Below are 14,466 nucleotides of genomic sequence, written 5' to 3'. Positions count from 1 at the left end.
GTGAACGGGTCAAAGTGCGCCTCATATCCTTCCTGCTTTTTCTAAGCTGCCTGCTCGGCAGTGAACTGGAGCGTAACACCCTTATCTCATTGTTGCCAAAGATAATAATCAACTTCAGGGAGTTGTAACCCTTTTTATTTCCGTCATTAATCCCACACAAAAATCAATAAGTTACAATCAGCCGGAAAAAAAGGGTCTGGACCCCCACGCCGGGAGATCGCTCCCGGCGCGGTGCAAATAAATCAGCAATGAATCACGGTAACGGTGGGTTGATGACTGGATGCCACCAGTCCGTCGGCCATCATATGCGTCATATCATGCAAAAGCCCGGTCAGGTGCGGGAGCATATCGCGGTCAAAATGCGAGATCAGCAGAACATGATTTAACGCGCGACAGTAATTGCACTGTGTTTCTGTATCCTCCAGAAACCAGCCCCTGGGTTCTGGCTGTTCTTGCTCGTCAGAAATCTCAACAACACGAAAATCGGCCATCGATTTTTCCAGTTCTGCCTGCAGGATATCCAGATATGCGGCAAAACAACGAGCAACTGGCTGCGTTTGCGGTAGCGAATTACAGTCGAGAAGAATTTCGGCGAGCAATTTACAGCGCTCGGCAAGTGTCGGGAGATCGGGGATATCCTGGCTGAGTTCGCTATAGAGTGGGAAAGTTTTCGTGTTTTCCATTTAATAAAGACTCCGTGTGAAATTTGAATATTTCCACCCGAACGCCAAGTCAGGTGGCAGACTGAACCGGTTTGGCGTACCGACTCACACGAAAAATCGGCGCTTCAAAAGAAGCCCCAGTTCAGCCCACCATAATTGAGCTTACGGATTATATCCGCAGATTTCAAAAGAGTGAACGAACCCAATGATTGTTGATAAATCAACATCATCCATCGCATGAGTCAGGACGCCAATCCCGGCACCTGATTTTGCAGGTGCGCCGCCATTTTATTACTGTGATTTTATCCAGCAATAACCATATTTAAATTCTGGAAAACGCCTCGCAAAATTTCAGCGGCTCAAGATATTCATCTTGTGAAGGTATCGCTGCGAGGGCGGCGTCAGCACCAGAGCCGCATGTTCCCCCTCACCCTAACCCTCTCCCTCAAGGGAGAGGGGACCGACTGAGCAAACACTTTCACCATGGGGATCACCTACACAGACAGGGGACCGATTGAGCAAATACTTTCACCCTGGAGATCACCCACACAGACAGGGGACCGATTGAACAAACACTATCACCCTGGAGATCACCCACACAGACGGGGGACCGATCGAGCAAACACTTTCCCCCTGGAAATCACCCACACAGACAAGGGACCGTTCGGGCCGAAAACAGGCATAAAAAAACCGGGCTTTCGCCCGGCTTTTACCAAAACAATCAAACTCAGTGAGCCGCTTCCGGCTTATGCTTCTGCGCACTCTGGAAGTCGTACGTCAACTCCCCTTTCGCCTGATCCAGCGCCACTGTCACCTGGCCGCCGTCTACCAGTGAACCGAACAGCAGCTCGTTGGCCAGCGGTTTTTTCAGGTTGTCCTGAATGGCTCGCGCCATCGGACGGGCACCCATCGCACGGTCGTAGCCTTTCTCGGCCAGCCAGTTGCGGGCCTCCTGGCTCACTTCCAGCGACACGCCTTTCTGATCCAGTTGAACCTGCAGCTCGACGATGAACTTGTCCACCACCTGATGGATCACCTCGGTCGACAAGTGATCGAACCAGATAATGTTGTCCAGACGGTTGCGGAACTCTGGCGTAAAGATCTTCTTGATCTCTTCCATCGCATCGGTGCTGTTATCCTGGTGGATCAGGCCGATCGATTTACGTTCCGTTTCACGCACGCCGGCGTTGGTGGTCATCACCAGCACCACGTTGCGGAAGTCCGCTTTGCGCCCGTTGTTATCGGTCAGCGTCCCGTTGTCCATCACCTGCAAGAGGATGTTGAACACGTCCGGGTGCGCTTTCTCGATTTCATCGAGCAGCAGTACCGCGTGCGGATGCTTGATCACCGCGTCGGTGAGCAGGCCGCCCTGGTCAAAGCCCACGTATCCTGGAGGCGCACCAATCAGACGACTGACTGTGTGGCGTTCCATGTACTCGGACATATCAAAGCGCAGCAGCTCGATGCCCAGCGCTTTCGACAGCTGCACCGTCACCTCAGTTTTACCGACACCGGTTGGACCGGCGAACAGGAAGGAACCGACCGGTTTATGCTCGTGTCCCAGCCCTGCACGGGCCATTTTGATGGCTTCGGTTAAAGCTTCAATGGCTTTATCCTGACCAAACACCAGCATTTTCAGGCGATCGCCGAGGTTTCTCAGGGTGTCGCGGTCGCTCTGAGAAACACTCTTCTCAGGGATACGCGCGATGCGAGCCACGACGGATTCGATATCCGCCACGTTGACGGTTTTCTTGCGTTTGCTGACCGGCATCAGACGCGCACGCGCGCCCGCTTCGTCGATAACGTCAATCGCTTTATCCGGCAGGTGACGGTCGTTGATGTATTTCACCGCCAGCTCCACCGCCGCACGCACCGCTTTGGCGGTGTAACGCACGTCGTGGTGCGCTTCGTACTTCGGTTTCAGGCCGTTAATGATCTGCACCGTTTCTTCAACGGATGGCTCAGTAATATCAATTTTCTGGAAGCGGCGCGCCAGCGCACGGTCTTTCTCGAAAATATTGCTGAACTCCTGATAGGTGGTCGAACCCATCACCCGAATCTTGCCGCTGGAGAGCAGCGGTTTGATCAGGTTGGCCGCATCCACCTGGCCGCCAGACGCCGCGCCTGCCCCGATGATGGTATGAATTTCATCGATAAACAGGATGCTGCTGGTGTCTTGTTCCAGCTGTTTCAGCAGCGCTTTAAAGCGTTTTTCGAAATCGCCGCGGTATTTGGTGCCCGCCAGCAGAGAACCGATATCCAGCGAGTAGATGGTGCAATCGGCCATAATTTCCGGGACATCGCCCTGCACAATACGCCAGGCCAGCCCTTCGGCAATCGCGGTTTTACCGACGCCCGATTCCCCCACCAGCAGCGGGTTGTTCTTACGACGGCGGCACAGCACCTGAATCGCGCGTTCCAGCTCTTTATCGCGGCCAATCAGCGGGTCGATTCCGCCGACGCGAGCAAGCTGGTTAAGATTGGTGGTGAAGTTTTCCATACGATCCTCCCCGCCTGCTTGCTCTTCATTATTATTGACCTGATTGCTGGAGTCCGAGGCCTGATTCGGCTCGTCTTTTCGCGTTCCGTGAGAGATAAAGTTCACCACGTCGAGTCGGCTGACTTCGTGTTTGCGCAGCAGGTACGCAGCTTGCGACTCCTGCTCGCTGAAGATGGCAACCAGCACATTCGCGCCGGTCACTTCGCTACGGCCAGAGGACTGGACGTGGAACACCGCACGCTGCAGGACACGCTGGAAGCTGAGCGTCGGCTGAGTGTCGCGCTCCTCTTCGCTGACGGGCAGCACCGGGGTGGTTTGTTCGATGAAGGCTTCGAGTTCCTGACGTAACGCCACCAGGTCCACGGAGCAGGCTTCCAGCGCTTCGCGGGCAGATGGGTTGCTGAGCAGTGCAAGCAGCAGGTGCTCAACGGTCATAAACTCATGACGGTGCTCACGCGCTCTGGCGAAAGCCATGTTTAAACTGAGTTCCAGTTCTTGATTGAGCATAGGCACCTCCCCCAATTTTATGCCTTTTCAGGCTTTTTCCAGCGTACACAGCAACGGATGCTCGTTCTCCCTTGCATACTCGTTCACCATCGCCACTTTCGTTTCGGCCACTTCGGCAGTAAAAATGCCGCAGATGGCTTTGCCTCGATAGTGAACGGTGAGCATCAGTTGCGTTGCACGTTCAACATCATAAGAAAAGAACTTTTGTAGCACGTCAATAACAAATTCCATCGGCGTGTAATCATCGTTCATTAACATCACTTTATACATAGATGGCGGTTTTAGCGCGTCGCGCACTTTGTCTTCCGCCAGCTGGTCAAAATCCAGCCAGTCGTTGCTCTTACCCATTGTCAGTCGTCATCATCGGTTACGTTTTCCGGCAGAACATTTTCGCTGACAGGCATTGATACCTATTCTGAATCTACCTCAGATATCAGATAACAAACATCTATTACTGCCATCCGCGATGTCTGTCACATTCCCGTCAATAGCGTTAACTGCTTCAAATTTTGGTTGATTATTGTCCCAACTCCAGCGCCTGACACTTGACGATAAGGCTGGTTTATCTAAATTGTACAGGCGTGAGTTGGCGAGGTTTTGAACAGCCCCCACTCCACCACCGGTTCATTCCATCTTACTTAATAAGATATACGAAGGATGTCGAAGCATGGAAATGGGTACTGTTAAGTGGTTCAACAACGCCAAAGGGTTCGGGTTCATCTGCCCTGAAGGCGGCGGCGAAGATATCTTCGCTCACTACTCCACCATTCAGATGGATGGTTACAGAACACTAAAAGCCGGACAGTCGGTTCGGTTTGATGTTCACCAGGGGCCAAAAGGCAATCATGCCAGCGTCATTGTGCCCATCGAAGCAGAAGCTGTCGCATAGCCCTCTGATTCATTGTGTACATCCTGTCGTCAAAATGCCAGCCCGATCGGCTGGCATTTTTATTTCCAGCGCGTGGTGCCCGGCGGCGCTACGCTTGCACGGGCCTACAAAACCAATCACTTACTCGCGGGCCAACGCATCCACCGGATCGAGCCGCGCCGCATTGCGCGCCGGTAACCAGCCAAACAACACGCCCGTCGCCGTCGAACACAAAAATGCCGTCAGCAGCGCGAAAGGTGAGAAACCAATTTCCCAGCCCGGTAAGAACAGCTGCAACGTAAAAGCAATCAGCATCGACAGCGTGATGCCAAACGCACCGCCCACCAGACAGACCAGCACCGCTTCGATCAAAAACTGTTGCAGCACATCGCTGGCGCGAGCGCCGACTGCCATACGGATGCCGATCTCACGCGTACGCTCCGTCACCGACACCAGCATGATGTTCATCACCCCAATCCCGCCGACGACCAGCGAAATCACCGCCACCAGCGTCAGGAACATCTGAAGAGTACGTGTGGTCTTTTCCGCCGTTTTCAAGACGCCGTCCATATTCCAGGTGAAGAAATCTTTCTTCCCGTGGCGCAGGGTGAGCAGTCGCTCAATCTGCTGTTCGGCCTGGGTGCTGTCGTAGCCCTCTTTCACCCGCACGGTGATGGAGTTAAGCCACGACTGCCCCATGATGCGCCCGGAGATGGTGGTGTACGGCAGCCAGACGCGCAGGATTTTACTGCTGCCAAACATCGACTGTTTCTCTTCCGCCACGCCGATCACCGTCGCGGGCATGTTGCCCACCAGAATCACTTCCCCGACGACGTTGGTTTTATTGGGGAACAGCTGACGACGCGAGTTGTCATCCAGCACCACCACCTGCGCGCGGCCCGCGAGCTGCTCGGCGTTGAAAGTCGCGCCCTGGCTGAAGGTCATGCCGTAGACGTTAAAATAGTCCCCGCTCACGCCGTTGGCGCTGGCCGCGACGTCGATATTCCCGTAGCGCAGGCGCAGGTTTTGCGACACCGCAGGGGTGGCAGAGTTAACCCACGGCTGTTTTTGCAGCGCCACCAGATCGTCATACTTCAGCGCCTGCTGGTTTTGTGGCTCGTCGTCACCGAAATCTTTCCCGGGATAAATATCAATGGTGTTGGTCCCGATGGCGCGGATATCCGCCAGCACCAGCTGTTTCGCCGCATCGCCAACCACCACAATCGACACCACCGAGGCGATGCCGATGATGATGCCGAGCATCGTCAGCAAGGTGCGCATTTTGTTTGCCACCATTGCCAGCCAGGCCATGGTCAGCGCCTCGCGAAATCCGCTGACGAACTGCCCCCAGCCCGTCGACGGCGGCATGACTTCTCTTTGTACACCGGCATGGCTTTTCTTCGCAGGCGGATTGCTGACCAGCTCCCCGTCGTGGATCTCGATGATCCTTTCCGCCTGCGCCGCCACCTGCGGATCGTGGGTGACGATAATCACCGTATGGCCCTGATCGCGCAGCTGGTGCAGGATCGCCATCACCTCTTCGCCGGAATGGCTGTCCAGCGCCCCGGTTGGTTCATCGGCCAGAATCACCTGTCCGCCGTTCATCAGGGCGCGGGCGATACTCACACGCTGCTGCTGGCCGCCGGAAAGCTGCGAGGGCTGATAATCCACGCGCTCGGCCAGACCCAGCCGCGTCAGCAGCGCCTGAGCGCGCTCAAGGCGCTTCTTGCGCTCAATCCCTGCGTACACCGCCGGGACTTCGACGTTTTGCGCCGCCGTCAGATGCGAAAGCAGATGGTAGCGCTGGAAGATAAACCCGAAGTGCTCCCGGCGCAGTTTCGCCAGCGCGTCGCTGTCGAGGGTGGAAACATCCGTCCCCGCCACGCGATAGGTGCCGCTGGTCGGTTTATCCAGACAGCCGAGAATGTTCATCAGGGTGGATTTCCCGGAGCCCGATGCCCCGACAATCGCCACCATCTCCCCGGCTTCGACGCGCAGGGTGATGCCCTTTAGCACCTCCACCGCGCCGTCCCCGGAAGGATAGCTGCGGCGGATATCGTTGAGCTCAAGCAGTGCCGTCATTGGGCGGCTCCGGGCAGGGTTTCGCTGGTCACCACCTCGTCGCCCTCTTCCAGACCTTTGACGATCACCACGTCCGTATCATTACGCTCGCCAATCTCGACTTCGCGTTCGCGGGTTTCGCCGTTGCGCAGGACTTTCACCTTATAGCGATTGTTGCCTGCCGGTTCGCCCAGCGCCGCCAGCGGAACGGTTAAGACATCTTTCACGCCCGTCAGCTGAATGTGGACCTGCGCGGTCATGTCCAGGCGCAGCACGCCTTTCGGGTTAGGCACTTCGAAGCGGGCATAATAGAAAATGGCGTCGTTGACTTTCTCCGGCGTCGGCAGGATATCTTTCAGCACCCCTTCGTAGCGCGTATTGGGATCGCCGAGCACCGTAAACCAGGCCTTCTGGCCGGGTTTCAGATGGATCACGTCCGCCTCGGAAACCTGGGCTTTCACCAGCATGGTGCCCATGTCCGCCAGCGTCAGAATGTTCGGCGCCTGCTGCGCGGCGATCACCGTCTGGCCCTGCAGGGTGGTGATTTGCGTCACTTCCCCGGCCATGGGGGCCACGATGCGGGTGTAATCGAGGTTAGTTTTGGCCGTGTCGAGAGAGGCCTGATTACGTTTGATTTGCGCATCAATGGTGCCAATCTGCGCCTGTTTCACCGCCAGCTCGGTGGTGGCGGTATCCAGATCCTGGCGAGAAACGGCCTGGGTTTTCGCCAGCGCCTGCTGACGCCCAAGCGTCACCTGCGCAAGCTTGCGTTCCGCTTCCGCCTGGCTGCGCTGAGCGCGTAATTCCATTAGCGTCGCTTCTACTTCGCGGATCTGGTTTTCCGCCTGCTCGGGGTCGATTACCCCCAGAAGCTGACCTTTTTTCACTTTGTCGCCAATCTCAACCGACAGCGTTTTTAACTGACCGCTGACCTGCGCGCCGACGTCAACTTTACGCAAGGCGTCCAGTTTGCCTGTCGCCAGCACGTTTTGTTGCAGCTCACCCGGACGCACAATCAGCGTCTGGTAGTGTGGCACAGGCGCGTTGAGGATCTGCCACAGCCAGAATCCGCCCACCAGCACGACGACGGCTAACAGCAAAAACAGCTTCCTGCGTTTTCCCTTGAGATTCATAAATGTTCCAAATAAATGTTCTGGCAATTATAAACGTTGATTCTAACTAAACTGTTCCTCAACGAAACCCCCGTTTTTTGTCTCTCAACCCGTTTGTTGACGAGATGTTGATTAAACCCCTGCTGAAATAGCGATCTCATCCAGAAGCCAGGAATAATCATGTCTTCCATCGCCGATATACCTTCTTCCCAACGTTCTCAGCCAAAATCGGGCTGGCAGCTTTTCCAGAGCCTTGCATCCGGCGAATTAACGCCAGGGCTTGCGTGGCAAAACCCCGCTTATCGGCGTAAATTCATGCTGCGTACACTTGCGGCACCGTTCAGCACCGCGCGCCTGCTGGCAAGCCTGGCAAAACAGCCGCGGTTAATGCAAATGTTGAAAGTGCAGCCAGGGCTGCCGTGCCGTCTGCATCGTCCCTGGCTTTCGGTAGACATGAGCCGTCAGAAAGCCCTCGAGGCGCTGAACTGGCACTACCAGACCATGAGCAAAACCCTTCCGGCAGCGCTGATGAACGGCTATTTATCAAAACAAGGTGTCACCTTGTTGACGCTGACCGGCAAAGACGAACAGCAGTTTAGGATCCGTCTGTGCGCCGACGCATTCCTCGATAAAGAGGGCGAAGCGACGCTGGCGTTTTGCGATCACCAGAATACGGTGCTGGCTGAGATGACGTTTACGCTCTGTCAGCGCGACGGGAAAACCACCCTGTTTATCGGTGGCCTGCAAGGGGCGAAGTCTTTTGTGCCTCACGAACTGATCCAGGGCGCTACCAAAGCCTGCCACGGTCTGTTCCCGAAACGTCTGCTGGTGGAAGCGGCGATGACGCTGGGCGCGGCGTTCCCGGTCGAGCAAATTATGGCGGTCAGCAACCATACGCATATCTATCGCAGCTGGCGCTACCGCAAGAAAAAAGAGGGCAAACTGCTGGCGGATTACGACAGCTTCTGGCTCTCGTTAGGTGGCGAAGCGCAGAAGAGCGGCCACTTCCAGCTGCCGCTGGCGATGGCGCGTAAACCAATGGAAGAGATCGCGAGCAAGAAACGCTCCGAATACCGCCGCCGCTACGAACTGCTGGACAGCCTGATCGCTCAGGTCAATCAGGCAGCCCGCAGCTAATCGGCTTTCCCGCGTGCCAGCCACAGCACGCGGGAGAACATTTTGCGCAGCAACGTCGGCACCGCGTCCACCCCTCTTCTTCCCGCTTCCGCCGCCACTTCAATGGCCAGATCCGGCTTCGATGAACGATGAATCGCTTTGGCGATGACCCGTCGCATATTCATCGGCACGTCCGGCGAAATCATGGCGACGCGATGAAAGACATCGCTGAATCCCTGGCGATACATAAAGTGTTCCATATCCATCGCCGGTAATTCCGTGAGGTGCTCGCGCTCCTCTTCCCGGTTGTTGTTCAGCAAACCGCGCACGGTGCTGGCGTATTTTTTCCCGGCCTCGTCGCCATCCACCAGCACATGCCACTCGATGCCCATCCGGCGGGCGAATTTGATCAGCGGTTTTAATCCCGACTGGGCAAACTCAATGACTTTGATCCCTTCAGCGTCGAAATGGTGGCCGCACTGGCGCGCCAGTTCGTTAATCACCCAGGTTTCCGTCTCCCCTTCGACCAGCAGCCAGCAGCGGGCAAACAGCGACGATGCGCGGTTAAAGCGGATGTGAAACGCGATCCGCCGACCGTCTTCCGGGCTTAATCCCCCCAGTCCAAGACGAAACGCGGTAACGCGGGACGATTCGCGCACCAGACGGCAGACATGTTCCACCGGCGTAAGGGAGAGCAGTTCGCCGGAATTGGTGGTGGTAATGCGCTGGAGCGGTAAGAGATTCAGAAGGTGCCACGCAACAGAGAGCATGATGGGATGCAGCCGCGTCTCCGGGTCTTCCACCAGCAGCAGCGGACGCGCGTCGCGGTCCAGGCGCACCGAGCCTTTCGCCTGCAGCAGCGTGGAGAACAGGCCCAGCAGGATCACCCGATGCGCCCGCCCGCCGGGCCGGTCGATCATGCGGTTGATGATATCCAGATAGCGCCAGCTGCGCTGCTCGTCGTGGGAACGACGGCGCATCAGGCGGTTGTGAGTTTGTGAGGTGCCCTGCTCGGAAAAGTAGTGCTCCAGCAGCTGAACCATCGCCGACAGTCCCTGGCGAATCTGCCCGTCGGTCAGATTTTGCGGGCGCGCCACCAGTTCGCGCGCCAGATAATCCAGCTCGCGGGCGGTGACTTCCACTTCAGGCAGATTCGGCACCGCCCCGTTGCGGATCCGGCGCATAAAGCGCGCATCCCGCAGGCGCAGCACCGGCATCAGGCGCACAAGGTGTCCGGCCAGGGCGTCGATGTCATCGAGAATAATCGGCTGCCCGCGGGCATCCATAAACCCGCGCAGGGTCAGGACGCTGTTGTCTTCCGCCAGCTCGCCTTCCAGACGGTAAAAAATGCGCTGATAGCCATCATCCGAGGGCGTCCAGCAGGGGGAAAGCGGTCGATAACGACGCACGCGATGACGGCCAGGTTCAAGCTCGCGAAAGGTCAGAACGATATGCAGGTGGTGCTCGCGCCCGAGAATATCCCCCGGCGGAAACCAAAAGTCCTCCCGAACGAAGCTGTAAAGCTCAGCGCCTGGCGAAAGCAGCAGGGTTAAGGCATCCAGCAGGCTGGATTTACCCCAGGCGTTTTCGCCGATCAGCACGTTGTTCTGTTCCAGCATCAGCGATATGCGATTAATGCCGCGAAACCCGACGATCTCCACACGTTCGAGAAACATACATCCCCCTTGAAACGCTCACTTTTTCCTTCAAGTTATCAGCAGTATAGCGGGAGGTGTGGCGACAGGACACATTAACCTTTACCGAATATGTCGGGGCTGGCGGTAAAAATCAGAATTTGCTTCTCGACTTTCGTTTGAAACATATTAGTCCGCATAAGATACTTCGCATTCCGAATTGGACTATGCTTTAAATCCATCCAGTTCGAACAAGGATTAACATCACATTGCCATAAATCAAATTAAGCAGATTTATTTAACTGGCGAAGGGGTGTTGTTGGTTTTTAAAATAATGGCTCTTTGAGTCGTCATCCCTTTAGGCGATTTAGTAGCCCGCGCGCAGGACAGCGCGCGGAAATTAACGAGGTGGTTATGTTTAGAAAATTAGCGGCAGAATGCTTTGGTACATTCTGGCTGGTGTTTGGTGGTTGCGGTAGCGCCGTTCTGGCAGCTGCATTCCCGGAATTAGGTATTGGTTTCGCGGGCGTGGCATTAGCCTTTGGCTTAACCGTATTAACGATGGCATTTGCTGTCGGTCATATTTCCGGCGGCCATTTTAACCCGGCGGTGACATTAGGTCTGTGGGCCGGCGGTCGTTTCCCGGCGAAAGACGTGATTGGCTATATTATTGCGCAGGTGGTTGGCGGCATTATTGCGGCAGCGGTTCTGTACGTGGTAGCCAGCGGTAAAGCGGGCTTCGACGCAGCAGCCAGCGGCTTTGCCTCTAACGGCTATGGCGAGCACTCTCCGGGCGGCTTCTCTATGCTCTCTGCGATTGTGATTGAAATTGTATTGACCGCAGGCTTCCTGCTGGTGATCCACGGTGCCACTGATAAACACGCTCCCGCCGGTTTCGCACCGATTGCGATCGGCCTGGCGCTGACCCTGATTCACCTGATCAGCATTCCCGTGACCAACACCTCCGTGAACCCTGCGCGCAGCACCGCAGTGGCGATCTTCCAGGGTGGCTGGGCGCTGCAGCAGCTGTGGTTGTTCTGGGTGATGCCGATTGTCGGCGGTATCCTCGGCGGGCTGCTGTACCGTACGCTGCTGGAAAAACGCGACTGATAGATTGTGTACGCTGTGGTGTCGGGTGGCGGCTACGCCTTACCCGACCTACAAGAGCGTGATCGAGGCAAAATGTAGGCCGGGTAAGGCGTAGCCGCCACCCGGCTTTTCTTTTGCACTTTGACTGCGCAGCCGAAAATGGGTAGTGTCACAGGCGCTCTTCGGACATTCAAAAAGGACCCGGCTGTTCATGTTTTCAGGACTCTTAATCATTCTGCTGCCGCTGGTAGTGGGCTACCTTATTCCCCTTCGTCATGAGTCGGCATTAAAACTCATTAATCGCTTTCTCAGCTGGATTGTCTACGTCATCCTGTTTTTCATGGGAATAAGCCTTGCGTTCCTGGATAACCTGGCCGCCAATTTACTCTCTATTCTCCATTATTCTGTTGTGACGATTGTGGTTATTCTGGCATGCAATATTGCCGCGCTATTCTGGCTTGAGCGCTCGCTGCCATGGATTAATCACCACCAGCAGGAAAAATTACCCTCGCGAATTGCGATGGCGCTGGAATCATTAAAATTATGCGGCGTGGTCGTTCTCGGTTTTTTGCTTGGCCTGACCGGATTAGCCTTTTTACAACACGCCACCGAAGCCAGCGAATATACCCTGATTTTCCTTTTATTCCTGATCGGCATTCAGTTACGCAATAACGGCATGACGCTAAAACAGATCGTGCTTAATCGACGCGGAATGATCGTTGCGGTCGTGGTCGTCGGCAGCTCGCTTGTCGGCGGCGTCATTAATGCCTTTATTCTCGATCTGCCGCTGAAAACCGGGCTGGCGATGGCCTCCGGTTTTGGCTGGTATTCTCTGTCCGGTATTCTGATGACGGAATCCTTTGGCCCGGTGATTGGCAGCGCCTCATTCTTTAACGATCTGGGTCGGGAGCTTATCGCCATCATGCTCATTCCTGGCCTGGTGCGTAAAAGCCGCTCTACGGCGCTCGGCCTGTGCGGTGCGACCTCGATGGACTTTACTCTGCCCGTCCTGCAGCGCTCCGGCGGCCTGGAGCTGGTCCCGGCGGCCATCGTTCACGGCTTTATCCTGAGCCTGCTGGTACCGATTCTGATGGCGCTCTTCTCCGCATAATACCTCTCTGGCGGTAGGTCTCTGCCGCCAAAATTGCGTTAAATCAATCTCCCTTTACTTTGTAGCAGAAAGACCTTTTCTCCGTCCGACCACAGGCATAACCTTAAACATGTATATCAAATATAACTTTAACAGGTGTGATTATGTTTTGTGTGCAATGTGAACAAACCATCCGTACCCCAGCCGGCAACGGCTGCTCCTACGCGCAGGGCATGTGCGGGAAAACCGCCGAAACGTCTGACCTGCAAGATCTGCTGATTGCCGCCCTGCAAGGCCTCTCCGCCTGGGCGGCTAAAGCGCGTGAATACGGCATTGTCGACCACTACATCGACAACTTCGCCCCGCGCGCCTTCTTCTCGACGCTGACTAACGTCAACTTCGATTCGCCACGTATCGTGGGCTACGCGCGTGAAGCCATCGCCCTGCGCGAAGCGCTGAAAGCGCAAAGCCTGCAAGCCGACGCCAGCGCTGCGGTCGACAACCCAATGGCCGGCCTGCAACTGGTCAGCGACGATCTAGGCGATCTGCAGCGTCAGGCGGCGGAATTCACCCCGAATAAAGACAAAGCGGCGATTGGCGAGAACATTCTCGGCCTGCGTCTGCTGTGCCTGTACGGTCTGAAAGGGGCGGCGGCCTACATGGAACACGCCCACGTTCTCGGCCAGTACGACAACGATATCTACGCCCAGTACCACAAAATCATGGCGTGGCTCGGCACCTGGCCTTCCGATATGAACGCTCTGCTGGAGTGCTCTATGGAAATCGGCCAGATGAACTTCAAAGTGATGAGCATTCTGGACGCGGGCGAAACCAGCACCTACGGTCACCCGACCCCCACTCAGGTCAACGTCAAAGCCACCGCCGGGAAATGTATTCTGATTTCCGGTCACGACCTGAAAGATCTCTACAATCTGCTACAACAGACCGAAGGCACGGGCGTGAACGTTTACACCCACGGCGAAATGCTGCCTGCCCACGGCTACCCGGAGCTGCGTAAATTCAAACATCTGGTCGGGAACTACGGCAGCGGCTGGCAGAACCAGCAGGTGGAGTTCGCCCGTTTCCCTGGCCCAATCGTCATGACCTCCAACTGCATCATCGATCCGACCGTCGGCTCCTATGACGATCGCATCTGGACCCGCAGCATCGTCGGCTGGCCGGGCGTGAGTCACCTCGAGGGCGATGATTTCGGTCCAGTGATCACCCAGGCGCAGCAAATGGCGGGCTTCCCGTTCAGCGAAATCGAACACCTGATCACCGTCGGCTTTGGCCGTGAAACCCTGCTCGGTGCGGCGGATTCGCTGATCGACCTGGTGAGCCGCGAAAAACTGCGCCACATCTTCCTGGTCGGCGGCTGCGACGGCGCACGCGGGGAACGCAACTATTTCACCGATTTTGCGACCAACGTTCCGCAGGACTGCCTGATCCTGACCCTGGCGTGCGGCAAATATCGTTTCAACAAACTGGACTTCGGCGATATCGAAGGCCTGCCGCGTCTGATCGATGCCGGTCAGTGTAACGACGCCTACTCGGCGATCATTCTGGCGGTGACGCTGGCCGAGAAGCTGGGCTGCGGCGTGAACGATCTGCCGCTGTCGCTGGTGCTTTCGTGGTTCGAGCAGAAAGCGATCGTGATCCTGCTGACCCTGCTGTCGCTCGGCGTGACCAACATCGTGACGGGCCCGACGGCGCCAGGTTTCCTGACCCCGGATCTGCTGGCGGTACTGAACGAGAAATTTGGTCTGCGTTCTGTGACCACCGTTGAAGAAGACATGCAGCAACTGCTGAGCGCGTAAGGAGTTTTTC

At 56.2% G+C, this 14,466-nt stretch carries 11 protein-coding genes and 1 CRISPR repeat array (1 of these 12 only partly in view); of the genes, 5 read left to right on the top strand and 6 right to left on the bottom strand.

Annotated features, from left to right (window positions below; translation table 11 throughout):
- A CRISPR array of direct repeats spans positions 1-66; the repeat unit is 28 nt (it extends 1,101 nt beyond the left edge of the window).
- 176 nt (positions 67-242) lie between these two features.
- The 3 genes from QQF33_RS18625 to clpS form a co-directional block, all read right to left on the bottom strand.
- Positions 243-683, bottom strand: coding sequence for a hypothetical protein (locus QQF33_RS18625; RefSeq protein ID WP_285158404.1), 441 nt, complete (start codon positions 681-683; stop codon positions 243-245).
- Positions 684-1,389: 706 nt separating this feature from the next.
- A complete protein-coding gene (gene clpA / locus QQF33_RS18620; protein WP_282492352.1) occupies positions 1,390-3,669 on the bottom strand; it encodes an ATP-dependent Clp protease ATP-binding subunit ClpA in 2,280 nt (759 codons plus the stop codon).
- A gap of 27 nt (positions 3,670-3,696) precedes the next feature.
- Positions 3,697-4,017, bottom strand: a complete 321-nt coding sequence (gene clpS, locus QQF33_RS18615; protein WP_282492351.1) for an ATP-dependent Clp protease adapter ClpS — start codon at positions 4,015-4,017, stop codon at positions 3,697-3,699.
- Positions 4,018-4,336: 319 nt separating this feature from the next.
- Between clpS and cspD the strand changes: the two genes are divergently transcribed.
- Positions 4,337-4,558 (top strand): cold shock-like protein CspD, encoded by a 222-nt coding sequence (cspD, locus tag QQF33_RS18610; protein ID WP_100777020.1) that lies wholly within the window; start codon positions 4,337-4,339, stop codon positions 4,556-4,558.
- Positions 4,559-4,678: 120 nt separating this feature from the next.
- On the opposite strand, the gene macB is transcribed toward cspD, so the two are convergent.
- Together macB and macA are read right to left on the bottom strand one after the other, a co-directional pair.
- Complete coding sequence (gene macB, locus QQF33_RS18605) at positions 4,679-6,619, bottom strand: macrolide ABC transporter ATP-binding protein/permease MacB (RefSeq protein ID WP_285158403.1); 1,941 nt, start codon at positions 6,617-6,619, stop codon at positions 4,679-4,681.
- Positions 6,616-7,731, bottom strand: a complete 1,116-nt coding sequence (gene macA / locus QQF33_RS18600; protein WP_285158402.1) for a macrolide transporter subunit MacA — start codon at positions 7,729-7,731, stop codon at positions 6,616-6,618. The genes macB and macA overlap by 4 nt, the downstream gene beginning before the upstream one ends.
- Before the next feature lie 159 nt (positions 7,732-7,890).
- Here macA and QQF33_RS18595 point away from each other — a divergent pair, with 159 nt between their 5' ends.
- Positions 7,891-8,847, top strand: coding sequence for a VirK/YbjX family protein (locus QQF33_RS18595; protein WP_285158401.1), 957 nt, complete (start codon positions 7,891-7,893; stop codon positions 8,845-8,847).
- Here the strand turns inward: QQF33_RS18595 and QQF33_RS18590 are convergent.
- Positions 8,844-10,502 (bottom strand): ATP-dependent endonuclease, encoded by a 1,659-nt coding sequence (locus QQF33_RS18590; RefSeq protein ID WP_285158400.1) that lies wholly within the window; start codon positions 10,500-10,502, stop codon positions 8,844-8,846. The two genes, QQF33_RS18595 and QQF33_RS18590, sit on opposite strands and share 4 nt — an antisense overlap.
- Positions 10,503-10,868: 366 nt before the next feature.
- On the opposite strand from QQF33_RS18590, the gene aqpZ reads away from it, so the two are divergent.
- From aqpZ to hcp, 3 genes are all read left to right on the top strand, one after another.
- Complete coding sequence (gene aqpZ / locus QQF33_RS18585) at positions 10,869-11,570, top strand: aquaporin Z (protein ID WP_255411544.1); 702 nt, start codon at positions 10,869-10,871, stop codon at positions 11,568-11,570.
- 190 nt (positions 11,571-11,760) lie between these two features.
- Positions 11,761-12,660: a lysine exporter LysO family protein gene (locus QQF33_RS18580; protein ID WP_285149127.1), complete on the top strand. Its 900-nt coding sequence runs from the start codon at positions 11,761-11,763 to the stop codon at positions 12,658-12,660.
- Positions 12,661-12,803: 143 nt separating this feature from the next.
- The gene (gene hcp / locus QQF33_RS18575) at positions 12,804-14,456 is read left to right on the top strand and encodes a hydroxylamine reductase (RefSeq protein WP_285158399.1); all 1,653 of its coding nucleotides are present in this window, start codon (positions 12,804-12,806) and stop codon (positions 14,454-14,456) included.
- Positions 14,457-14,466 lie beyond the last annotated feature (10 nt).

It is taken from the genome of Lelliottia wanjuensis (assembly GCF_030238365.1).
GTDB classification, from domain to species: domain Bacteria; phylum Pseudomonadota; class Gammaproteobacteria; order Enterobacterales; family Enterobacteriaceae; genus Enterobacter; species Enterobacter wanjuensis.
The sequence above is the reverse complement of the archived record's forward strand: the minus strand, read 5'-3'. Positions and strand labels throughout refer to the sequence as shown.